Consider the following 21,685-nt stretch of genomic DNA (forward strand, 5'->3'; position numbering starts at 1 on the left):
AGGTCAGAGTCCGGGTCCGGGTCCGGGCCAGAGTCCGACCCGGCGGGTGCTGACGGTTGATCAGGTCGGTGAGCTGGTCCGGCCCGCGCTGGCTCCCTCGGTGCGGGTCACCGGGGCGGCCGAGCTGGGCGGGGGCGGGTTCGCCGCGGTCTGGAAGGTGCTGCTGGACGACGGTTCCGCGGTGGTGCTGAAGACCTCGCCGCCGCCGGACGCCGAGCTGCTCGGCTATGAGCGCGGCCTGCTCGCCGTGGAGGCGGACTACTTCGCCCGGATCGCCCGGGAGCTACCGGACCTGCCGGTCCCCGAGGTGCTGCACCACGGCACCGACCGGTCCCGCTGCGACGGCGACTGGATGGTGATGTCGCTGCTGCCCGGCACCCCGCTGAGCGAGCTGTCCGCCGGACCGCGCGACGCCGGCGTACGGCGGCAGTTGGGCGCGGCGCTGGCGCGGGTGCACGCCCTGGAGGGACCGGAGTTCGGCTACCCGGGCGAGGGCCGGCGGCGGGCGGCGACCTGGCGCGCGGCCTACCTCGGCATCGTCGACGACCTGCTGGCCGACGCGGACCGGCTGGGCTGGACGCTGCCGGTGCCCGCCACGGAGATCGCCCGCACCGTCGCCGCGGCGGCGGACGCACTGGAGCCGGTGACCCGTCCGGCCCTGGTCCACTTCGACCTCTGGGACGGCAACGTCCTGGCCGCCCCGGACGCTTCGGGCGCGGGTTCGGGCTCAGCTGCTGGCACGGGCACGGGCGCTGGCGTGGGCTCAGCCGCAGGCGCCCTGCGGCTGAGCGGTCTGGTCGACGGCGAGCGCTGCCTGTACGGCGATCCGCTGGTGGACCTGGTCTCCCCGGTCCTGTTCGGGGCGATCGAGGACGAGCCCGACCACCCGCTGCTCCGCGGCTACGCCTCCGCGACCGGGGGCAAGCCGCTGGACCACGCCGAGGTGGCCCGGATCCGGCTCTACCGGCTGTGGCTCTACCTGGTGATGAACGTCGAGATACCGACCCGGGGCATGGACGCCCCCGCCCACGCCGCCGGCAACACCCACCGCGCCGAACTGCTCCGCGCGGCGGTGGCCGCGGTGGCCGCGGTCCGCAAGGGCTGAGCGGGCTGAACCGGCCAAGCGGGCTGAACCGGCTGAGCGGGCCGGTTGGTCACTCCCGCCCGGCCAGCGCGTCGCCCACCGCAGCGCGGACGGCGGCGGCGAGGCCCTGCGGGTGGCCGTGCAGCCGGGACGGGGCCGCGGCCGGGTCGGTGCGCAGTTCCTTCACCAGGGCCAGGCACAGCGCCAGCATCACCAGCACGAACGGCAGCGCGACCAGGATGGTCGCCCGTTGCAGCGCCTCAAGCCCTCCGGCGACCAGCAGCACCGCGGCGACCGCGCCCATCAGCACCCCCCAGGTGACGACCAGCCAGGTGCGCGGGTGCAGTGCCCCGCCCTGCGACAGTGAGCCCAGCACCAGCGAGGCCGAGTCGGCGCTGGTGATGAAGTAGGTCATCACCAGGACCACCGCCACCACGCTGGTGATCGACCCCAGCGGCAGCGCCTTGAGCAGTCCGAACAGCGCGGCCTCGGCGCCGCCCGCGCCGGTCGCGGTGTCCACCAGCTTGGCGGCCCCGGTCGCGTCCAGCCGGATCGCGCTGCCGCCCATGACGCAGAACCAGAGCACCGTCCCGCCGCTGGGCACCAGCAGCACGCCCAGCAGGAACTGGCGGACGGTCCGGCCGCGCGAGATACGGGCGATGAAGGTGCCGACGAAGGGCGCCCAGGACAGCCACCAGGCCCAGTAGAAGATGGTCCAGGCGCCGAGCCAGTCCTCGTCGGTGAAGGCGCCGGTGCGGGTGGACATGGTGAGCAGGTCGCTGAGGTAGCCGCCGAGGGTGGCCGGGACCGCGTCCAGCACGTACACGGTGGGGCCGAGGACGAAGACGAAGAGCATGATCACCGCGGCCAGCACCACATTCGCCGTGCTCAGCCATTTGATGCCGCGGTGCACCCCGGAGAAGGCGGAGAGCACGAACGCCGCGGTGAGCGCGCCGATGATGATCAGCTCGACCGGCTTGGAGTCTTTGACACTGGCGATCACCCCGAGCCCCTGGGCCACCTGGAGCGCGCCCAGGCCGAGGCTGGTGGCCGAGCCGAACACGGTGGCGAAGACGGCCAGCAGGTCGATCGCCCGGCCCGGCCAGCCGCGCGCCCCGCGCTCGCCGAGCAGCGGCACGAAGGCAGAGCTGATCCGGTTGCCGCGGCCCTTGCGGAAGGTCGCGTAGGCCAGGGCCAGGCCGCCGACCCCGTAGATCGCCCAGGGCTGCAGGGTCCAGTGGAACAGCGCGTACTGCAGCGCGACCTGCGCGGCGGCGGGGGTCAGCGGCTGGACCCCGGTGCCGGGCGGGGGCGCCGCGTAGTGCTGGAGCGGCTCGCCGACGCCGTAGAACATCAGGCCGATGCCCATGCCCGCGCTGAACATCATGGCGACCCAGGCCAGCGTGGTGAACTCGGGCTCGTCGTCGTCCGCGCCGAGCCGGATCCGGCCGTAGCGGCTGAACGCGAGCAGCACGCAGACCACCAGGAAGACATCGGCGGCGACTACGAACAGCCAGCCGAAGTTGTGCAGCACCCAGCCCAGGCCGGTGGTCGAGGCGCGGTCGAGGGAGCCCTCGGCGAACGCCCCCCAGGCGACCACGGCGAGCACCGCCACCGCGCCGATGCCGAAGACGACCCGGTCCACTGGGAAGTCGTGCGCCGGTGCGTCGTCCTGGTGGTCGCTGCTGGTGGCTGGCATCGGGTTCGCCGCACCTTCCCTGAGCGGAGTATGAGCTGACAAATACCGTCATATCCACTATGCCGAGAAGACCCGGCCGCTCAGGGAAGGCGCGCGCAAGGGCGTGGGACGCGTGGCGCCGGGGGTGCCTGGTGCCGGGTGTCTTGTGCCCGGTGCCCGGTGCCGGGTGCCGGGTGCCGGGTGCCGGGTGCCGGGTGCCGGGTGCCGGGTGCCGGGTGCCTGGTGCCGGGTGCCTGGTGCCGGGTGCCTGGTGTGAGGACGATGCGTGACGCCGGGTCAGTGGCCCCGGGCGATCCACTCGTCCAGGTGCGGGGCCTCGGCCCCGATCGTGGTGGGGTCGCCGTGGCCGGTGCGGACCACCGTCCCCGGCGGGAGCGTGAGCAGCCGGTCCCGGATGGAGTCGATGATGGTCGGGAAGTGCGAGTACGAGCGGCCGGTCGCCCCCGGACCGCCGCAGAAGAGGGTGTCGCCGGAGAACAGCGTGCCCAGCGCGGGCGCGTACAGGCAGACCGCCCCGGGGCTGTGCCCGGGGGTGTGCAGGACGGTGAGCTCGGCGCCGGCCACGGTGAGCCGCTGACCGTCCGTCAGCGGCTGGTCCGGGTCCCGGTCGGGATGGGTCTGCTTCCACAGTGGGAGGTCGTCCGGGTGCAGCAGCACCGGCGCGCCGGTCCGCTCGGCCAGGGCGGGGGCCGCGTCGATGTGGTCGTTGTGGGCGTGCGTGCAGACGATGGCGACCAGGCGGCGGGCGCCGACCGCGGCGGCGATGGCGTCGGCGTCGTGCGCGGCGTCGATCACCAGAACCTCGCTGTCGTCGCCGACCAGCCAGACGTTGTTGTCGACCTGCCAGCTGCCGCCGTCCAGGTCGAAACTGCCGGAGGTGACCAGGTGCTCGATGCGCGGGACGAGGGGGTTCGGCATCAGAACAGCACCACCGAACGGAGCACCTCGCCGCGCTGCATCCGGGCGAACGCCGCCTCGACGTCGTCGAGCCCGATCGTCTCCGAGACGAAGGCGTCCAGGTCGAGGCGGCCCTGCAGATAGAGGTCGATCAGCATCGGGAAGTCCCGCGACGGCAGGCAGTCGCCGTACCAGGAGGACTTCAGCGAGCCGCCGCGCCCGAACACGTCCAGCAGCGGCAGCTCCAGGGTCATCTCCGGCGTCGGCACCCCGACCAGGACCACGGTCCCGGCCAGGTCACGGGCGTAGAAGGCCTGCCGGTAGGTCTCCGGGCGGCCGACCGCCTCGATCACCACGTCCGCGCCGTTGCCGCCGGTCAGCTCGCGGACCGCCTCGACCGGGTCGCCGCCGGAGCGGGAGTTGACGGTGTGCGTCGCGCCGAGGCGCAGCGCGGTGGCGAGCTTGCTGTCGTCGATGTCGACGGCGATGATCCGCGAGGCCCCGGCCAGCCGGGCGCCCATGATCGCGGCGTTGCCGACCCCGCCGCAGCCGATGACGGCCACCGTGTCTCCGCGCGAGACACCGCCGGTGTTGACCGCGGCGCCCAGGCCCGCCATCACCCCGCAGCCGAGCAGCCCGGCCGCGGCCGGGGAGGCGGCCGGATCGACCTTGGTGCACTGCCCGGCCGCGACCAGGGTCTTCTCGGCGAACGCGCCGATGCCGAGGGCGGGCGACAGCTCGGTCCCGTCCTCCAGGGCCATCTTCTGCCGGGCGTTGTGGGTGTTGAAGCAGTACTGCGGCCGACCGCGCAGGCAGGCCCGGCACTGTCCGCAGACCGCGCGCCAGTTGAGGATCACGAAGTCGCCGGGGGCGACCTCGGTCACCCCGTCGCCCACCGTCTCCACGATCCCGGCGGCCTCGTGCCCGAGCAGGAACGGGAAGTCGTCGTTGATCCCGCCCTCGCGGTAGTGCAGGTCGGTGTGGCAGACGCCGCAGGCCTGCACCTGCACCACGGCCTCCCCGGGGCCCGGGTCGGGGACCACGACCGTCTCGATCCGGACCGGCTCGCCCTTGCCGGGGGCGATCACTCCGCGTACGCGCTGGGGCATGGCCGCGTTCTCCCTCACTCGTGCTGGAATCAGGTGCTGGAACAGGTGCTGGTAAGGGAACCTTAGAGCCCGACCGGCCGGTAGCACCGGCGGCGGGACCTCGGCCTCGTAGGATGCGATCAGGGCGGCGGGCCCCGGACGAGGGTGTGAGAGGGATGCGCGGATGCGGGCACGGCGAGGAGCCAGGACGTACGCGCGCGCGGGCATCCGCGGGGCGATCGCCGCGGCCGTGCTGCTGCTGGCCTGCGGCTGCGGAGGCGGCACGGGCGGCGGGGGCGCCGACGGCAGCGCCACCCTGCTGCCGACCTCGACCCTGACCCCGCCGGCCGACCCGGCCGGGGGCCGGTACAACCCGCCAACCCGGTTCGCGGCCCACGGCGTCCGACTCCCGACCGGGGACGGGAACGGGAACGCCGGAGGCACCGGAGTCCCCGGGACAACCGGGGCCCCCGGTCACAGCGGCACCAGCACCGCCGTCGGCACCGCCGCCTCCCCGCTGCCCATCGCGCTGCACGGCGCCGACGCCTACATCGCCGGGACCGCCTCCCTGGAGGTCGTGGACACCGGCACCGGCAAGACCCTGGACACCATCCGCCCGCAGGGCCGACCGCTGGCCGACGCGAACAGTGCCACCGGCGCGACGGCCGCCGGGCCGGTGTCCGCCCCCCTGGTCGCCGTGATCGGCGACAGCACGTTGTCGCTGGCGCTGGTCCCGTTCCTGGTGACCGCCGCCGCCCAGGGCAGCACCCCGGCCGGGACCGGGGTGGAACTCGACGCGGTGGACACCTCCACCCGGCAGACCGTCTGGACCGCGACCGTGGGCGGGCTCCCGGCCTGGGCCTCCGACGGCACGACCGCCGACCTGGGCGCGACCGTCGTCGGCGTCACCGGGAACGTGGCCGTGGTCCGGGTGTCCGGTACCGGTGTGATCGGCACGACCCTCGGCATCGACCTGATGAAGCACCAGATCCTGTGGCACCAGGACGGCTTCGCCGCCGAGGCGGTCACCGGCGGAATGGCGGTCGGCCGGATCGCCGCGCACACCGGGGACCCGATCGGCAAGGAGAGCGCGGTCGCCGCGCTGGACGCCACCGACGGCACCCGGGTCTGGAAGGAACTGGACGCCGACACGGTCGGCATCGGCCCGGCCGCCCCGGGCAAGGTCGTGGTGACCGGCACCGACTACGGCGACGGCAGCGCCTTCGCCTACCTGGTCGACACCGCCGACGGGAAGAAGGCCGCCCTCCCCCGGGCCGGGACGGACCCGTCCGCCTGCACCTACGACGGCGCCTCGATGCTGCTGTGCACCGGCCATGACTCCACCGGGCTGGGCGGCTCCGGCGACCGCCTCTTCGGCCTCGACGCCGCCAGCGGCAAGCTGGTCTGGCAACTCCCCACCGCACCGGGCCGCGCCGTCCCCACCGTCACCGCCGCCTGGCACGGCGCGGTGTACGGCTCGACCGCGGCGGGCCCGGTGGTCCTCAACGCCCGAACCGGCGCCGACCGCGGCTCCACCCCGGGCATCGCCCCGTCCCTCCTCGACGGCGACGTAGGCCTGACCGCCCCCACCACGAGCGGCGCCCCGGTCACGGCCTACCCAGCCATCGGCTGAGCCGGCCGGTACCGCCCTGGCCGGACCTGTACGGCCCCACTCGCCCGAACCGTCTCCGACGCTTCCACGTCCCCGCTTACGCCTCGACGCCCGCGGTCCCCGCCTCCCCCACTTCCACGTCCCCGTGGGCGACTTCCGCTTCCCCGCCGGAGGCGTCCCCCGCGTCCTCCGCCCGCACCGCGTATCCGGGGACGGACGGCCAACGCACCGTCAGCACCACCGACTCCTCCTCCGCGAACCAGGAGTGGTCCACACCCTTCCCCCACACCACATAGTCCCCCTGCTCGGCGAGCAGCACGTCCCGCCCCGGCACCCGCACCCGGAACCGCCCGCTGATCAGCACCAACAGCGCCGTCCGCGCCTCACCGGTCACCCACAGCGCCCGCTCGTCGCCCTTCGGGTGAACCCCCCACTTGATCTCGACATCCGTGCTGTGCCGCGGATCCCCGACCTCCCGGAAATGCCCGAGCAGCCATCCCCGGTCCAACCCCGCATCCCGCCCCGCGTTCCCCGCGTAAACGCTCTCACCCATGCCCCCGGACGCTACCAGCCACCCCCGGCGCGGACCCGCAGGCGTGCTTGCTCCCCAGACCCTGGACGATCACATCCTCAGCCGACCCACGCCCTACCCATCCGCGGAGGCGGCGGGTTCGGGAGCGTGGCGCAGAATGATGTCCATGGCCACCGAGTCCCACGATCCCCGCGCAGTGATCGACCGTCTCCACAGCGAGCTCGACCCACTCGCCCACCCCGCCCGGATGCGCGCGCTCGCCGCCTGGACGCAGGATCAACTCAAGAGCCCCGAAGGCCGTGGCGCAGCGCGGCTGCGGACGCTGCTCGACGAGTTGGAAGCCCGTGGGCCGCACGGGCGCCGACTCGCGGTCATGGTCGCGGCGATCGGCCAGGACACCGCCTTCCTGGAGGCCCGCCTCGCCGACCCCGACGCCGTCGTCCGCAGCCAGGCGCTGAAGTCCTCCCTGCGGCTGCCCGTCAGCGACGCCGCCCTGGAACGGGCGATGGACGACGCCCCGCAGGCGGTGCGCCGGCAACTCGCCACCATCGTCGTCGCCGGTGGGCGGACCGCCCTCGCCGAGCGTCTGATCCGCTCCGTCAGAGAGCTGTGGGGCAACGAGGAGGCCGCACGGCTGCTGCCGGGGTGCGGGCCCGAGGCAGTGGAGCAACTCCTGCCCGGACTCTTCCTGGCCGTGGTCCGCTGGCAGCCCCTCGGCCGCCTCCACCCCGACCTGGTACTGGACCAAGTGGCCCGCCAACTCGCCGATCTGCCCGAGCAGTTGCGCGTGCCGTGGTGGCAGCGCAACGCGGACGTCTTCACCGCTACCGCGGCGGGCCGCCCGCTGCGCGTACTGGAACTGCTGGAACGCCACTGCCCGGCCCAGCTGCCCGCCCCCGTCCGGGCTTGCCTGGGCGAACTGCTCAAGGCCGCGCCGGGACGCACGATCCGGCTGCTCACGGCACCGGAACGGCTCGCGGGCCCACCCCAGCGCGGGCTGGTGTCCCGAACCGCTCTGAGCCGCCTGGCCCGGCTCGGGCTCCCGGAACTACTGGACCTCGGCCGAGCCTGGAGCGCATCCCAGGAGTCCCTCGCACTGCTGCTGCGCGCGCTGCCGCCGTCACAGCGCGAGGCCTTCTACGATGCCGCGACCGCCGACAAGGACCTCAGCACCAGCAGTCTGAGCGACACTCTGCTGAACGCGCTGCCCCGTCAGCGGGCCCAGGCCGAAGCGCGACGGATGGCCGCGCAGGCCGCCGAGCGCGGTGCGCCCTGGGAGACCGTGCTGGCCGCTGTCGCCCATCTACCGGTCCCCGAGGCCCGGCCCGACTTGCTTGCCGCCACCCGACGTCCTGCCCCGGAGGACCGGGCGCTGGCATACCCGCTGCTGGTCCGCAACGCGGCCCGGTCCGACGATCCCTCAGCGATCACCGAACTGCTGGAGGACCTGCGACGACTGCGCAACGAGCAGGAGCCGGTCCGCTCCCCCGCCCTGCTCGCCCTCGCCGACGTCCCGCCCCGACTCTTCACCGGCCCGGACGCCGATGCGTTGGAGCGCATCGTCACCGACGCCGTCGAGGCGCGCGACAACTCGGCGCGCACCCGCTGGGCCCTGGCCAAACTGGCGGTCGGGCTACTGCGCGAACACGCGGTGAGCGGCGAACGCCTGCTGGTGGGTTGGGCACTGACCACCCTGACCCGGCTCTCCGGTCACACCGGCGGCGCCGACCTCGGCCGCCTCGACCGAACCCTCCGCCGGGGGCAGGAGGCCCAGGTCTTCGAGGCGCTCCGGCCATGGCTGGAAGCCGCCGCGGACAAGGTCGATCACCGGCTGACCTTCGCCCTGGCCCGCGCCCTCGGCCGGCGTGCCCGTCATCTCCCCGAACTGCAGGAACTCCTCTGGCAGGCCATCCAGTTCGGAGACCTGACGACCGTGCGCCAAGCGGTGGGCCTGTGGCTCGACGAACCCACGACCCGGGGCGAACGGGTCGCCCGGGTACTGGAACTCGAACCGTCGGCCGCCGTGCTCCAGCCGGTGCTGGAGGTGCTGACGCAGCGTCGCACGGATCTGTTGGACGCCGTGCTCGCCGACACGCCCCCGTACGGGCGCTTCCTGGCCGCCGGCACCAGGTGGGTGCCACCGGTCGACCGCGTCGGCGCCTGGCTGCCTCGCCAGCGGGCCGCCGCCGCCCGACTGCTCACCCGGGCCGCAGACGACCCCTCGCGGCCCATGCACGTCCGGGCTGGACATATCCACGCCGCCGTCAGCATTCCCGACCTGGGCTTCCAGATCGCCCTCCGCTACCTCGACTCCCCCGACACCGTCCTCGCCGAGGCCGCCCTCGGTGCTCTGGTGTGGACGGACCGCCCTGCTTCCGCACTCCCGCTGCTGCTCGCCCATGCCGGGGACGACCGGGCCAGGGTCGCGCTCTACGCGGCCGCACGAGCCACCAGGTTCGTCGCCCCGTCCCTCCTGGCGGAGGTGCTGCGCGGTGCGCTGCTCCCCGCGGAGGACGGCGTCACCCCCGCGGCCAAGGTGACCAGCCGCAAAGAACTCGTCCGCCTTGTCGTCTCCCAACTGCCCTCGCGCACCGCCGCCGAGATCCTCGCCGAGGTGTTCGCCCTGCCCGGACAGCACCGCGACGTGCAGGCGGCCTGCGTGCCCATGGCCGTCGAGCTGCTGCGCTCGCCGACCGCCTGGGCCCTGCTGGAAAGCGCCGCAGACGGCCTGCCCGTCGTCCAGGCCACTGTGCTGCGCACCCAGCCCCAGCAGCTCCAGGAAGACGATCGGCCCCGCTACGCACGACTGGTGGGGAAGGTAGCGGCCAGCAGCGACAGGGAGACCGCCGACGCCGCGACAGCTCTGCTGGCCCGGTGGTCGCCGTGGTACCCGCAGGCCCGGCAACTGCTGCTGACGGCCGCCGTCGACCTGGACAACCGCTCCTCCTGGCGTGCGGCAGCGGACGGCCTGGTGGCACTCGCCGCGTCCACGGACGGCGCGGGCCCGCTCCTGGAGGCACTGGCACGACTGGTCGCCGCCGAAGCCTACGCCCCCGAACACCACCTGGACGCGGAGAGCGAACGCGACCGCCCCGCCCGTCGGCGGGTCACCCACCTGGTCACCTGCCTGTCGACGTCGGTCACGATGAGGCACACGCAGGCGATCCGGACCGCCGCCCTGCGCGCGTCCGAACTCCTCCGCACAGCCGCCGACTTCGAGTCGTACGGCACCCACCTGTTCGCCACGGCCCTCGACCTCGACGCGGAACCAGAGCACCTGCTCGCGGCGCTGACGCGCCTGGAGGCCCTCCATGCCGGGCGCCCCGCCCTGGCCGCCCGCACCGCGGGGACCCTCCGCGACCGGCTCAACGCCGCCCGCCACCCCGGCGACCCGCTCGTCCTGCTGCGCGCGGCCGAACGGCTCACGGCCGACGCCGGCTACACCGGCGGCCTGTTCGCCGTCGCCCTCACCGGCGCGCTCGGCTCCCGCACCAACTGGACGCCCGCCTGGCGCCACCAGCTCCGCGCCCTGCGCCGACACCCCCACCCCGACGTCCGAGAGGCAGCCCTGACCCTCACCACAGCGGTGGAGTAGCCCTACTCACCCACCGCGCCGCTCTCGCCGATTCGGAGGGCGAGCAGAGTGCCACGGGTGACCACCAGGAGGACTTCGGGATCTTCGACCGGACCTGCCCTGTGCAGAGCGGTGATGCGACGGCTCACCGAGCTGCGCCGGACGATGCGCCCGGCGTGGTCCAGGCGCAGCAGGGTGCCCTGGTCGCCGCCGATGAGGTACTCGGTCCCGGTGGCGACGACGCCCGGGGCAAGTCGCTGCCCGATGGAGACCCGGAACCGGAGCGACCCGTCGGTGGAGTCGTATGCCGCACAGCCCGCGGCGTCCCAGAGCCACAGCAGTCCGCCGACGTGCCGGGCGCGTGTCAGGAACATCCGCGACGGCCTGACCCACTTCGAGGACTGGTCACGCGGGCAGGGGAAATTCGGGCCCCAGCGCGCCGCCCGCCGGGCCGGAAGCAAGCCGCGGGAGGTCGCACGGGACTTCTGGAGTTTCGGTTATAACCCCGGCGACGACACCGTGACCCTGGGCCCGTACACCATCTCGGTGGCAGCAGCCGTGCCGGCCACGCACGCCCTGGGCGACGCGATCATCTCGGCGGCGCGGGCCGTCGACCAGTACAAGATGGTCCAACTGCGGGCCACGACTGTGCAGGTCTTGGTCCGGGCCCAGATCGGCTGCCAAGCACCGAGCGGACCAGTACTCGTTTCATTGGGCAACGATTTGCGGATCTGGGTGTCGTTCAACCTGGGCACTGTCTCGGAGAACGATCGCTCAGACCTGGCCGAGGGCGTCGTCAAGGCCTTGGTTGACGCCGGGCTAAGGCTTTCCTCGCAGATGTACCCACAGGCCGAGGACATGGCCGAGCGCCTGACCCTCGGCGAGATGCTGGTCACCAGGTTCGGCACCTAGACCGTCAAGGGGAGCGGCCTAGCTTGTCGGGTGAGTTGTGTAATCGGTGTAGCAGGGCAGGCCGAATCAGCAACTTTATTCATGCTCGATGGCTTCGAAAATATCCGCGTTGGTCTCTCGCTGCCAGTCTGGCTGGTCGGCCCAATCGGCAACGTAGCTCGGCTTCGGGTCCTCGAAATGCTTGTAGATCTGAGCAATCCAGCACAGAGACACGAATCGCCCCTTTTGCTCGCGGCTCAGCTTGCCGGCCCTGCCCGAGCTGACGTCGAGGAGCCCTCGAACCTGCCCGTGGACAGTCGCCGCGGCCTCCTGCTCCCACGCCGACATCTCCGCCCAAGGAGAGATGTAGCCCGGCTTCGGCTCTCCGGGGAAGTGCTTCTGCACCCCGGCGATCCAAGCTTCCCGAAACTTGCGTCCGTCCTTCTCCGTCATGTCGGCAGCTCCTCAGCTCACGTTCAAGGCGACGATTTCAGAGTCCAGTTCAGCGATTCGTGCGTCACTGACCACTGGGGCCAACTCCGCTCGTAGTGACTGGAGTCTACGGGCGATGTACCCCGACCCTGAGCGCCGCGCGAGGTCCACAGCCTCGTATGCGTGCGTCAGGGTTTCTTCGATATCCCGGCGCTTGGCCCCGACGATAGCCAGGTCCGCGAGCACCGCTCCGCGCCTGCGATATGACAGCCCCTTGGCCAACGTGGACTGCTTGAGGGCAGCGGTGAGCGCCTGCTCTGCCAGGTCCAGCCGTCCCAACTCCACGTACCGTGCGCCGCGCTCCTCCGCCAGCCGGGAGCCGTCGAAGCGGAGCCAACCGTCATTGGAGGAACCTGCGGGAAGCTCCATCACCTGTTCAGCACGTTCCAAGGCACGCTCACAGTCGTCCATGGCCCCCAGACCGGCGAATGCTTGTGCCTGGACCGAGGCAACCCAATGGCGGGTGGACAGACTGCTGTCCCCTTGGAGGGCAACACGCTCAGCTACGGTCAGCATCTCCGACGCCTCACCGTGTCGGCGCTCATAGAGACCCACGTAGGCATGTCGGGTCAGTGCGCAAGCCCACAAGTCGTAGGCGCCGGCCTCCCGGCTGGCGGACATCGCCAGCATGTAGCACTGTGCCGCGTCGGTGTACCGATCCCCGTCGAAGAAGGCCTCACCAGCAAGTTGGAACAGATCCGCGGAGAGCACACACAGTCGTTTGGACCCGCGGCCGGCGCTGAAGGCACCGGAGAGGACGCTCAGCTGATCCCGGACTAGTGGGAGAACCGCACTCTTCGAACGGGCGAGCTGGTAGACCTGCCACAGATGCCCGTTCATGGCCTCGAAGTCCTCGAAGCGCTCCTCAGGTAGCTGTGGGTCGACGGGCAGCATCGCCATGGAGCCGGTCAGGGCCAGGAGGCGTAGGAAGTCACGACGGATCATGTCGTCAGGATCACCCGAATCTACGGCCACAGCGAGGGGAGGGGACTCTGCTGCTTGTTCAGGCGATAACAGCCGATCCAGCTCATCGGCGTCAACTTGCAGGATGCGCATGAGCTTTGGGCGATGAATGGGCTGTGGAGTGCTCTCTCCCCGCTCCCAGCGACCCACCGTGGCACGGTCGGTCTCCGCCGCATTGGCGAAGTCCTCCTGGCTGAGGCCGAGGGCCTTACGCCGCTTCACCAGTTGGGTTCGCTTGGACATCTTTGCCTTCCTGCTCCCTTCGAGTCTGCCCAGAGGTGGCAGACCGTGAACGGGACTGCACCAAGAGTGCCCCAGGAGTGCCGTGGCTGATATCAACTCGCCGCGATTCCCTTGGAGTACCGACAAGTCGCAGATCAGCGTCACGGAGGAAGCCATGTTCACTTGGTTGAGTACGGCACGAAAGGAGACGTGCCGTGCGTGCGGAGGGCTGGCCATCCTCATGGCCGGAACGCGGCGGTGTTCTCACTGCGAGGCGGACTCCTACGACCGGGAGATGGACCGGTACGAGTGGTGGACTCGGCCTCCCCTGATGGGCCGCGAGCAGGCCCCGGCGGTGGCTGCATGATGACCGACCAGGAACGCCCCCAGCACCTGCGGCCGGCGATTGGGTGGTGGACACCCGCGACGACCGAACGGGATTCGTGAAAGCCGTAGTTGATGGCCGCCTACACCTGCGGACGCCAAGCGGCGGCGTCGAATGGCAGGCCATGCCCGCCCAATGTGCGCGCAGCCACCGCCAGCGAAGCTCTGTCGGCCCGTGTCGCCGAGGCGAACGCCGGGAGCAGCGCAAGCATCTGGAGCCTGGGGCAGGGCTGGTGAGCGCTCCCACTAACCCGCGCTGGCAGCGCGCTGAACAGATACGGATGGCCTTCGACGCCTACCGCGCGCACGCCCTGGCCTTACGCCAGCGCCGCGAGTTGGCCGACGCTCCGCCCCTCAGTCTCCCGTCCCCTTCCGGGGCGGGTCTGCGAGAACCGGACAGGCAGTCAGCCTGATCGGGACGGGCCTTCGCGCCGAGGGGGTGCGGAGGCCCATCACCGACCGTCAGAGAGTGACAAGCTGTGACCACGACCATCGAACCCGCACAGACCCAGAAGGCGACGACGCGATTCCTCGCCTTGGACATCACTCGAATGTGCCAAGCCCATTGCGGGCACTGCTACAACGAGTCCGGCCCGAGCGGCACGGCGGGCGACATGACCCGAGAGGACTGGTTGGCCGTTCTCGACCAGGCCGCCGCCATGGGAGTCGGTCAGATCCAGTTCATCGGCGGTGAGGCGACGCTCCACCCCGACCTTCCCGAACTGGTGAACCGCGCGCTCGACCTGGGCATGGTCGTGGAGGTGTTCAGCAACCTGATCCACGTCCGGCCGGAGCTGTGGCCGGTGCTGCGTCAGCGCGGCGTGGTCCTGGCCACCAGCTACTACAGCGACCAGGCCGACGAGCACGAGGCCATCACCAAGCACCGCGGGTCGCACAAGAGGACGAAGGCCAACATCATCAAGGCCGTCGGTCACGGCATCCCGGTACGGGCCGCGCTGGTGGACATCCGGGAGGGCCAGCGAGTCGACGAGGCCAAGGCCGAGCTGCGTGCCCTCGGCGTGACCAACATCCGCACGGACCGGCTGCGCGGGATCGGACGCGGAGCCGGGGAGGGCGGCGGGAAGGACACGGCCGAACTCTGCGGCAACTGCACCCACGGCCGGGCGGCCGTCATGCCGAACGGCGACGTGGCCGGCTGCGTCATGTCGGGCGCGATGATGACGGCGGGCAACGTCCACGGCACTCCGCTGGCAGCCATCATCGGCGGCCCGGAGTGGCAGAGCATCGCCGCCCGCATCCCGAGCCCGCGCCCGGACGGTCACGGTGCCTGCGTTCCCGACTCGTGCACCCCCAGGGAGGACTCCTGCCAGCCGTCCCCCGGTGTGGACCCGTGGGAGAACTTCCCAGCCACCGCCTGCAACCCGGACCAGGACGGAAGCGACTGCTCTCCGGCCGAGTCCGACGCCTGCGGCCCGTCGTACTGAGAGGCTGGGAGCATGGGCTTTGACTTGGCTTGGAGAGCACGCTCCGCCGCCTTGGCCGACGAGGTCGTGCACCCGTCGTCACCGTGGCACGGAGCCGTTGCCGCGACCCCCCGTCATCTTCTCGTTCCCCGCTGGTGGCGGTACCTGGCCGACGAGGGCGGTTGGACCCTGCGAGTCGGGGAGGACGACCCGGAACGTTGGCTCAACGCCGCGTACAGCAACCGGACGCTCGTCACCCGTGTGGGTGGCTTGCACGCCGACCACGCCACCAGCGACGACCACCCGACCGGCCTGCCGACGTCATCGTCCACGCTCCCCGGTCTGGTGGTGGCAATGTTTCAGCACGCACTGATCACCAACGCGTCCGACGTGCTGTGCGTGACCGGGAGCGGTTACGGCACCGGGCTGCTGACCGATCGACTCGGCGAGCAGCGGGTCACCAGTGTGGACGTGGACCCGTACCTGGTCCAAGCTGCATCCGCCCGGCTGAAGGCACTCGGCCTGTTCCCCAAGGTGGCGGTCTGCGAAATCACGGGGCAGTTGCCCGGCAGGTTCGACCGCATCGTGTCCACGGTCGGCCTGCCCCACATCCCGGCGGGATGGCTGTCCGCCCTCAACGACGGCGGACGGCTGGTCACGAACATCGCCGGAACCGGCATCGTCATCGCCGCAGACAAGACACCCGACGGTGGAGCCAGGGGACAAGTCACCTGGGAGCGGGCCGGGTTCATGGCCACCAGAACGGGTGGCGACTACCCGCCGACACCCAGCACCCGGCACGCCTGGACCGACGAGGGGGAGGACGTCGGCACCGGCCGGTATCCGGTCGTCCAGGTCGCCGAGACCTGGGAACTCATGTCCGCGTTCGCCCTCGCCGTCCCCGGTGTCCAGCACGGGTACGACGAGGGCGCCGACGGGGTACGAACGGCCGTCATGGTCCACGAAGACGGCTCCTGGGCACGAGCCACCGGCCCCAAGGGCGAACCGCCCATCGTCCACCAGGCAGGCCCCCGGCGACTGTGGGACATCCTGGACGGCATCCGACACGACTGGCTGTCCAACGGGGCGCTACCCGTCTACGGAGCCTCCGTCACCATCACCCCCGAGGGCCAGACCACGCTGTCGCACGGGAGTTGGGCCGTCACCCTCGGATCTCACGTCTGACGGGGAGACCCCGCCCCACGATGCCCGGCTACCTGCGTTCCACGACAGGTACCCAGGCATCGTCATGTCGACGGTGAGATGCCGGTTCGCCGGTCAGCCCTTGACGCAGACGACCTGCTTGAGTTGGGCGACGACCTCGACCAGGTCGGTCTGCTGGGCCATGACCTTCTCGATCGGCTTGTACGCGCCGGGGATCTCGTCCACGACGCCGGAGTCCTTGCGGCACTCGACGCCACGGGTCTGCTCCTCCAGGTCGCGCACGCCGAACTTCCGCTTCGCCGCGCTGCGGCTCATCTTCCGGCCGGCGCCGTGCGAGGCGGAGTTGAAGGCGTGCTCGTTGCCCAGACCCTTGACGATGTACGAACCGGTACCCATCGAGCCGGGGATGATCCCCAGGTCGCCGGAGCCTGCCCGGATCGCGCCCTTCCGGGTGACCAGCAGGTCCTCACCCTCGTAGCGCTCCTCGCTGACGTAGTTGTGATGGCAGCTGATCACCGGTTCGAAGGCGACCTTCGCCTTCGGGAACTCCTTCCGGACCACCTCCTGGAACAGCGCCATCATCACCGCGCGGTTGTTCTTGGCGTACTCCTGCGCCCAGAACAGGTCCTGGCGGTAGGCGCCCATCTGCGGGGTGTCCGCGATGAAGACCGCGAGATCGCGGTCCACCAGGCCCTGGTTGTGCGGCAGTTGCTGGGCGACGCCCATGTGGTGCTCGGCCAGCTCCTTGCCGATGTTGCGGGAGCCGGAGTGCAGCATCAGCCAGACCGCGCCGGTCGTGTCGGTGCAGACCTCGACGAAGTGGTTGCCCGAGCCGAGGCTGCCCATCTGCGACATCGCCCGCTCCCGGCGCCACTTCACCGCGTCCGCGATGCCGTCGAAGCGGGACCAGAAGTCGTCCCACCCGGCGGTCGGGAAGCCGTACAGCTTGCGCGGGTCCACGGCCTCGGCGTGGGCGCCGCGGCCGACCGGGATGACCTGCTCGATCTTCGAGCGCAGCCGGCTGAGGTCGTCCGGGAGGTCCCGGGCGGTGAGCGAGGTCTTCACCGCGCTCATCCCGCAGCCGATGTCCACGCCGACCGCGGCCGGGCAGACCGCGCCCTTCATGGCGATGACGGAACCGACGGTCGCGCCCTTGCCCAGGTGGACGTCCGGCATGACGGCGAGGCCGCTGATCCACGGCAGCGAGGAGATGTTCCGCAGCTGCTGCATGGCCTGGCCTTCGACCGCCGCCGGGTCCGTCCACATCCGGATCGGGACCCGGACTCCGGGGACTTCGGTGTACGACATGGTTGTTCGACCTCCGCGGTCGGATGGTGTGTGAGAACGACGAATGTGCGAGAACGGCGAAACAGCGAAAAGGGGGCCGTAGTGAAGACCGGTGCTGACACTGGCAGCCGTACGGCGCGGTGACGTTCAGCTCGGCTCAGGCCCAGACCCGGGCCCAACGGCCCAGCGGCTCAGCGCTTGGTGCAGGCAGTGGAGGGGCGTCGCCGCAGGGAGGAGCAGGCACTGACATGCCTGCGCATCGACTCGACCCGCATGGTGACCGCCTCCTCTCCACTGCCTCCGGACCGGCCTGTCAGCCGGTCGCAGGACTATCTAGCCACGGCGGCGGGGGCCGCCGCAATGAATTAACGACCGAACGGCCCCGCCTCGGTGTTCGAGACGGGGCCGTCGAGCCTGCCGGGTACTGCCATGTGAGGTTCTGTCAGTTACTGATCAGCGCGTGATCGACGTGATCAGTACGATCAGTAACCGACCCGCGCGGTCAGTGCGCGATCACCGGGATGGAGGCCTCGCCGACCTCCTCGCCGGCGCCGCCGGTGGGCGGGGCGACGGCGTCGCGGCCGGCGTTGACCAGGCTGAAGGTGAGGCCGGCGGCGACCACCAGGATGCCGACCGCCACCCAGATCGCGGCCACGTAGCCGTGCACCTGGGCCTGTGCCAGCAGAGCCGGGGTACCGACGCCGTGGGTCTTGGCGAAGCTGGTGGTGGCGTTGACGGCGATGGTGCTGAGCAGGGCGGTGCCGATGGAGCCACCGATCTGCTGCGAGGTGTTGATCATGGCGGAGGCGACACCCGCGTCCCGCGGCTGCACCTTGTAGGTGGCCAGGCTCATGGCGGGCATGAACGCGGTACCCATACCGAGGCCCAGCAGCAGGAAGCCGGGCAGCAGCACCGCGGCGTAGGAGCTGTCGACCTTGAGCTGGGTCAGGATCAGCATGCCGACGGCCGCGACCAGGAAGCCGGGGCCCATCAGCAGACGGGCCGGGACCCGGGTCATCAGCCGGGCGCCGATCTGAGTGGAGCCGACGATCATGCCGCCGATCATCGGCAGGAAGGCCAGACCGGTCTTGGTCGGGGTGTAGCCGTGGACCTGCTGGAGGTAGTAGGTCAGGAAGAGGAACAGGCCGAACATGCCGATGATGGCGAGACCCAGCGACAGGTAGACCCCGCCGCGGTTGCGGTTGGCGATGACCCGGAGCGGCAGCAGCGGCGCCTTGACCTTGCTCTCGACCAGGACGAACGCGGCCAGCAGCACGGCGGAGGCGACGAACATGCCGATGGTGATCGGCGCGCCCCAGCCGTCGCCGGGGGTGGAGGCCTTGGTGAAGCCGTAGACCAGGGCGACCAGGCCGGTGGTGGCGAGCAGCACGCCGGGGATGTCGAGACGGTCCCGGTTGCGGCCGTCCTCGCGCTCGTGGATGAAGAGGACCGCACCGGCGGCGGCGACGATCGCGAAGAGGATGTTCACGAACAGGGCCCAGCGCCAGTTGGCGTACTGGGTGAGCACACCGCCGAGGATCAGGCCGACCGCGCCGCCGGCGCCGGCGATGGCGCCGAAGATGCCGAACGCCGCGGCGCGCTCCTTGGCCTCGGTGAAGGTGACCGCGAGCAGGGACAGCGCGGCCGGTGCGAGCAGGGCGCCGAAGACGCCCTGCAGGGCGCGGGCGCCGAGCAGCATGCCCTCGTTGACGGCGGCGCCGCCGAGGGCCGAGGCCAGCGCGAAGCCGACCAGGCCGACTATGAAGGCGCGCTTGCGTCCCCACAGGTCGGAGACGCGTCCGCCGAAGAGGAGCAGGCCGCCGAAGGCGAGGCTGTAGGCGGTGATGACCCACTGCCGGTTGGCGTCGGAGATGTGCAGGTCGTGCTGGGCGTGCGGAAGCGCGATGTTCACGACGGTGGCGTCGAGGACGACCATCAGCTGGGCGATGGCGATGAAGACGAGCGCTTTCCAGCGCTGCGGATCCGGTTCGAGCTGAACCGGCTTGGCTGACGTACTGAGGTTGGACATGACTGTTCCCATGGCTGTCTAGGCAGGGCTGAACGTGGACCGGCGTGCGCTCGATTGCGCGCCGGAAGGTGCTGTGCGGACGGTGCCGCGTCAGCAGTGCCCGGGACGGGAGCCGGCGCAGCCTGCGCGCAGGTCCTCAAGGGTCGCCGGACGCCCCGGAAGGGTCGAGCGCTGGGGAGCGCGCAGCCCGTCGAGGACAAGTTGGAGGTGCCGGTGCACGAAGTAGTCGTGGTCGACAGTGGTGGCGCCCGGCAGCGGCCGGGCGATCTGAGAGGCAAGGATCATGATGTCGCCGGGGCCGATGTCGCTGCGCAGCGATCCCTCGGTCTGGGCGTGCTCGATGACGCTCCCGACGACGATGTCGAGACGGTCACGCGCGGCCAGGATGTCAGGCTCGGCCACGTCCATCCACTCGGAGAGCAGCGGACACAGGGCCCCCACCTTCCACTCGACGGCGCCGTGCACGAAGCCCTCCAGCGCTGTGAAGGCGTCGGGGGCGTCGTCCATGATCGCCTTGGCCTCCTCGGCCATGGTGGCGAGCACCGAGAGGACGACACTGCGGACGAGCTCGCGGCGGTCGGCGAAATGCCGGTAGAGCGTGGCGTTGCCGATGCCGGCTCGTCGGGCGATCTCGTCCAGCGGGACGTCCGCGCCGAACTCTATGAATGCCTCCTGCGCCGCGGCGACGATACGCTCACGGTTGCGGGTGGCGTCGGCGCGCAGCCGGGGGGCGGCACCGCGGACGGTGGTTTGCGCGACCATGGGGACCTCCTTCTGCTGGTACGCCGGTTCACAGGCCCGGGTTGGATTCCGACTGTGGACTCGACTACGGATACGGGGATCGTCTCCCCGTTTCACTAAGTCAACCAGCTAAACGGGGAGAGGGTCCCCAGAAATTGCCCAGCCAGGCGTGAGCTACGCCACATTCTGCTGCGGTGCAGCTCAGGGCCGGTAACGTCCGCGTGCGACCAGGGGAGGTCTAGACCATGACTGCGGAACCAGCCACCGAGCCGACCGCGGACACCATCGCGGCGGCCCGCCGCGAAGGGGTCGCCGGTGCGCTCGCGCGCATCGGCGGGACGCTGCAGCGGCGCGACTTCCGCTGGTGGTTCGGCAGCCAGATCCTGTCCGCGTCCGGCAACGCCACCCAGGTGGTCGCGCTGTCCTGGGTGGTGCTGCAGAGCACCGGGAACGCCTTCTGGCTCAGCGTGCTGACCGTCTGCAGCTGGGGCCCGATGCTGCTGCTCGGCCCGTGGGCCGGAGCCCGGGTGGACCGGCACGACCGCCGCCGGATCCTGCTGCTGACCCAGTTCCTGCTGATGCTGGCCGGTCTGGTGCTGAGCCTGCTCGACGCCGTCGGGGCGCTGTCGCTGTGGATCATCCTGGCGGTCTCCCTGTGCACCGGGGCGGTCGCCGCCCTGGACTCCCCGGCCCGGCAGGTCTTCATCGTCGACCTGGTCGGCCGGGACGGCCTGGCCGGCGCGGTCGGCCTCTGGGAGGTGGTGGTCAACGCCTCCCGGGTGCTCGGCCCGGCCCTGGGCGGCGTGCTGCTGGCCACGGTCGGCCCCGGCGCCTGCTTCCTGGTCAACGCCGTCGCGCTGCTCGGACCGCTGTACGTGCTGTGGCGGCTGGTGCCGCAGGCCGACCCGGCCTCCGCCCGTCCGCCCAAGGAGCGCGGCGCGATCCGGTCCGGACTGCGCTACGCCTGGCACAACCCGACCGTACGGGCCTGTCTGCCGATGGCCGCCGCCGGCGGGATGCTGTTCACCATGGGCATCGCCCTGCCGGTGCTCGCCACCCGCACCTTCCACCTCGGCGGCGGCGGGTACGGCGCGCTGCTCTCCGCCTTCGGCCTGGGCGCGCTCCCCGGCGCCCTGCTGGCCTCGGCCACCCGCGCGCCGACCGGACCCAGGGTCCGCGTGCTCGCCGCGGCCACCGGCGGCTCGGTGCTGCTGGTCGCCTACTCCCCGTTCCTGTTCCTGGCGTTCGCGGCGATGGCGCTGGCCGGCTTCACCTCGATCTGGTTCATCGCCACCGCGAACACCCTGGTCCAGCTGCGCTCGGCGGCGGAGATGCGCGGCCGGGTGATGGGCCTGTGGAGCATGGCCCTGCCGGGAACCGTCCCGATCACCGGCTTCCTGGTCTCCGGCGTGATCGAGACCCTCGGCGCCCGGGCCGGCTTCGCCTGCTCCGGCGTGGCACTGCTGCTCGCCGCCGGGCTCGGCTGGAAAGCGCTGGCCGACCGCGACTGAGACCCCGTAGGGTCTTCCCATGCACCTCCCCTCCGGACCGCACTAGACGGACCCGCAGCTCCGCCCCGCCCGCGCAGGCTCAGCCGCGCGG

17 protein-coding genes are annotated in these 21,685 nt (G+C 71.4%); 7 read left to right on the top strand and 10 right to left on the bottom strand.

What is annotated here, in order from left to right:
- Nucleotides 1-46: 46 nt before the first annotated feature.
- Nucleotides 47-1,105, top strand: coding sequence for a phosphotransferase family protein (locus ACEZDE_RS24775; protein WP_380539867.1), 1,059 nt, complete (start codon nucleotides 47-49; stop codon nucleotides 1,103-1,105).
- A 49-nt stretch (nucleotides 1,106-1,154) separates the two neighbouring features.
- Here the strand turns inward: ACEZDE_RS24775 and ACEZDE_RS24780 are convergent, their stop codons facing one another.
- From ACEZDE_RS24780 to ACEZDE_RS24790, 3 genes are all read right to left on the bottom strand, one after another.
- Entirely contained in the window at nucleotides 1,155-2,783 is a 1,629-nt protein-coding gene (locus ACEZDE_RS24780) for a BCCT family transporter (protein ID WP_380539870.1), read from the bottom strand.
- Between the two features lie 276 nt (nucleotides 2,784-3,059).
- On the bottom strand, nucleotides 3,060-3,701 hold the full coding sequence (locus ACEZDE_RS24785) for an MBL fold metallo-hydrolase (RefSeq protein ID WP_380539873.1): 642 nt from the start codon (nucleotides 3,699-3,701) through the stop codon (nucleotides 3,060-3,062).
- A complete protein-coding gene (locus tag ACEZDE_RS24790; protein WP_380539876.1) occupies nucleotides 3,701-4,789 on the bottom strand; it encodes an S-(hydroxymethyl)mycothiol dehydrogenase in 1,089 nt (362 codons plus the stop codon). The genes ACEZDE_RS24785 and ACEZDE_RS24790 overlap by 1 nt, the downstream gene beginning before the upstream one ends.
- Before the next feature lie 163 nt (nucleotides 4,790-4,952).
- On the opposite strand from ACEZDE_RS24790, the gene ACEZDE_RS24795 reads away from it, so the two are divergent.
- Nucleotides 4,953-6,401 (top strand): hypothetical protein, encoded by a 1,449-nt coding sequence (locus tag ACEZDE_RS24795; protein ID WP_380539879.1) that lies wholly within the window; start codon nucleotides 4,953-4,955, stop codon nucleotides 6,399-6,401.
- A gap of 76 nt (nucleotides 6,402-6,477) precedes the next feature.
- Here the strand turns inward: ACEZDE_RS24795 and ACEZDE_RS24800 are convergent, their stop codons facing one another.
- Entirely contained in the window at nucleotides 6,478-6,933 is a 456-nt protein-coding gene (locus ACEZDE_RS24800; RefSeq protein WP_380539882.1) for a signal peptidase I, read from the bottom strand.
- A gap of 145 nt (nucleotides 6,934-7,078) precedes the next feature.
- On the opposite strand from ACEZDE_RS24800, the gene ACEZDE_RS24805 reads away from it, so the two are divergent.
- Complete coding sequence (locus tag ACEZDE_RS24805; RefSeq protein ID WP_380539885.1) at nucleotides 7,079-10,507, top strand: hypothetical protein; 3,429 nt, start codon at nucleotides 7,079-7,081, stop codon at nucleotides 10,505-10,507.
- A gap of 2 nt (nucleotides 10,508-10,509) precedes the next feature.
- On the opposite strand, the gene ACEZDE_RS24810 is transcribed toward ACEZDE_RS24805, so the two are convergent.
- Nucleotides 10,510-10,860 (bottom strand): hypothetical protein, encoded by a 351-nt coding sequence (locus ACEZDE_RS24810; protein WP_380539888.1) that lies wholly within the window; start codon nucleotides 10,858-10,860, stop codon nucleotides 10,510-10,512.
- Nucleotides 10,861-11,032: 172 nt separating this feature from the next.
- Between ACEZDE_RS24810 and ACEZDE_RS24815 the strand changes: the two genes are divergently transcribed.
- Nucleotides 11,033-11,398 (top strand): hypothetical protein, encoded by a 366-nt coding sequence (locus ACEZDE_RS24815; RefSeq protein ID WP_380539891.1) that lies wholly within the window; start codon nucleotides 11,033-11,035, stop codon nucleotides 11,396-11,398.
- 75 nt (nucleotides 11,399-11,473) lie between these two features.
- On the opposite strand, the gene ACEZDE_RS24820 is transcribed toward ACEZDE_RS24815, so the two are convergent.
- Together ACEZDE_RS24820 and ACEZDE_RS24825 are read right to left on the bottom strand one after the other, a co-directional pair.
- Nucleotides 11,474-11,830, bottom strand: coding sequence for a hypothetical protein (locus tag ACEZDE_RS24820; RefSeq protein ID WP_380539894.1), 357 nt, complete (start codon nucleotides 11,828-11,830; stop codon nucleotides 11,474-11,476).
- 12 nt (nucleotides 11,831-11,842) lie between these two features.
- Complete coding sequence (locus tag ACEZDE_RS24825; protein WP_380539897.1) at nucleotides 11,843-13,075, bottom strand: helix-turn-helix transcriptional regulator; 1,233 nt, start codon at nucleotides 13,073-13,075, stop codon at nucleotides 11,843-11,845.
- A 914-nt stretch (nucleotides 13,076-13,989) separates the two neighbouring features.
- Between ACEZDE_RS24825 and ACEZDE_RS24830 the strand changes: the two genes are divergently transcribed.
- On the top strand, nucleotides 13,990-14,883 hold the full coding sequence (locus tag ACEZDE_RS24830; protein WP_380539900.1) for a radical SAM protein: 894 nt from the start codon (nucleotides 13,990-13,992) through the stop codon (nucleotides 14,881-14,883).
- A gap of 12 nt (nucleotides 14,884-14,895) precedes the next feature.
- Nucleotides 14,896-16,047: a protein-L-isoaspartate O-methyltransferase family protein gene (locus ACEZDE_RS24835; protein ID WP_380539903.1), complete on the top strand. Its 1,152-nt coding sequence runs from the start codon at nucleotides 14,896-14,898 to the stop codon at nucleotides 16,045-16,047.
- Nucleotides 16,048-16,140: 93 nt separating this feature from the next.
- On the opposite strand, the gene ACEZDE_RS24840 is transcribed toward ACEZDE_RS24835, so the two are convergent.
- The 3 genes from ACEZDE_RS24840 to ACEZDE_RS24850 form a co-directional block, all read right to left on the bottom strand.
- The gene (locus tag ACEZDE_RS24840) at nucleotides 16,141-17,334 is read right to left on the bottom strand and encodes an RtcB family protein (RefSeq protein WP_380539906.1); all 1,194 of its coding nucleotides are present in this window, start codon (nucleotides 17,332-17,334) and stop codon (nucleotides 16,141-16,143) included.
- Between the two features lie 481 nt (nucleotides 17,335-17,815).
- Nucleotides 17,816-19,342, bottom strand: coding sequence for an MFS transporter (locus ACEZDE_RS24845; RefSeq protein ID WP_380539909.1), 1,527 nt, complete (start codon nucleotides 19,340-19,342; stop codon nucleotides 17,816-17,818).
- A 90-nt stretch (nucleotides 19,343-19,432) separates the two neighbouring features.
- A complete protein-coding gene (locus ACEZDE_RS24850) occupies nucleotides 19,433-20,104 on the bottom strand; it encodes a TetR/AcrR family transcriptional regulator (protein WP_380539912.1) in 672 nt (223 codons plus the stop codon).
- Nucleotides 20,105-20,328: 224 nt separating this feature from the next.
- Here ACEZDE_RS24850 and ACEZDE_RS24855 point away from each other — a divergent pair, with 224 nt between their 5' ends.
- Nucleotides 20,329-21,594: an MFS transporter gene (locus ACEZDE_RS24855; protein WP_380539915.1), complete on the top strand. Its 1,266-nt coding sequence runs from the start codon at nucleotides 20,329-20,331 to the stop codon at nucleotides 21,592-21,594.
- The last annotated feature ends 91 nt before the right edge of the window (nucleotides 21,595-21,685 follow it).

Origin of the sequence: Streptacidiphilus cavernicola (assembly GCF_042510955.1) — a bacterium.
Classification (GTDB): Bacteria; Actinomycetota; Actinomycetes; order Streptomycetales; family Streptomycetaceae; genus Streptacidiphilus; species Streptacidiphilus cavernicola.

Coding starts and splice junctions, on each gene's coding strand:
- ACEZDE_RS24780 (WP_380539870.1), bottom strand. CDS start 2,783: ATGCCAGCCACCAGCAGCGACCACCAGGACGACGCACCGGCGCACGAC.
- ACEZDE_RS24785 (WP_380539873.1), bottom strand. CDS start 3,701: ATGCCGAACCCCCTCGTCCCGCGCATCGAGCACCTGGTCACCTCCGGC.
- ACEZDE_RS24790 (WP_380539876.1), bottom strand. CDS start 4,789: ATGCCCCAGCGCGTACGCGGAGTGATCGCCCCCGGCAAGGGCGAGCCG.
- ACEZDE_RS24795 (WP_380539879.1), top strand. CDS start 4,953: ATGCGGGCACGGCGAGGAGCCAGGACGTACGCGCGCGCGGGCATCCGC.
- ACEZDE_RS24800 (WP_380539882.1), bottom strand. CDS start 6,933: ATGGGTGAGAGCGTTTACGCGGGGAACGCGGGGCGGGATGCGGGGTTG.
- ACEZDE_RS24805 (WP_380539885.1), top strand. CDS start 7,079: ATGGCCACCGAGTCCCACGATCCCCGCGCAGTGATCGACCGTCTCCAC.
- ACEZDE_RS24810 (WP_380539888.1), bottom strand. CDS start 10,860: ATGTTCCTGACACGCGCCCGGCACGTCGGCGGACTGCTGTGGCTCTGG.
- ACEZDE_RS24820 (WP_380539894.1), bottom strand. CDS start 11,830: ATGACGGAGAAGGACGGACGCAAGTTTCGGGAAGCTTGGATCGCCGGG.
- ACEZDE_RS24825 (WP_380539897.1), bottom strand. CDS start 13,075: ATGTCCAAGCGAACCCAACTGGTGAAGCGGCGTAAGGCCCTCGGCCTC.
- ACEZDE_RS24830 (WP_380539900.1), top strand. CDS start 13,990: ATGTGCCAAGCCCATTGCGGGCACTGCTACAACGAGTCCGGCCCGAGC.
- ACEZDE_RS24835 (WP_380539903.1), top strand. CDS start 14,896: ATGGGCTTTGACTTGGCTTGGAGAGCACGCTCCGCCGCCTTGGCCGAC.
- ACEZDE_RS24840 (WP_380539906.1), bottom strand. CDS start 17,334: ATGTCGTACACCGAAGTCCCCGGAGTCCGGGTCCCGATCCGGATGTGG.
- ACEZDE_RS24845 (WP_380539909.1), bottom strand. CDS start 19,342: ATGTCCAACCTCAGTACGTCAGCCAAGCCGGTTCAGCTCGAACCGGAT.
- ACEZDE_RS24850 (WP_380539912.1), bottom strand. CDS start 20,104: ATGGTCGCGCAAACCACCGTCCGCGGTGCCGCCCCCCGGCTGCGCGCC.
- ACEZDE_RS24855 (WP_380539915.1), top strand. CDS start 20,329: ATGACTGCGGAACCAGCCACCGAGCCGACCGCGGACACCATCGCGGCG.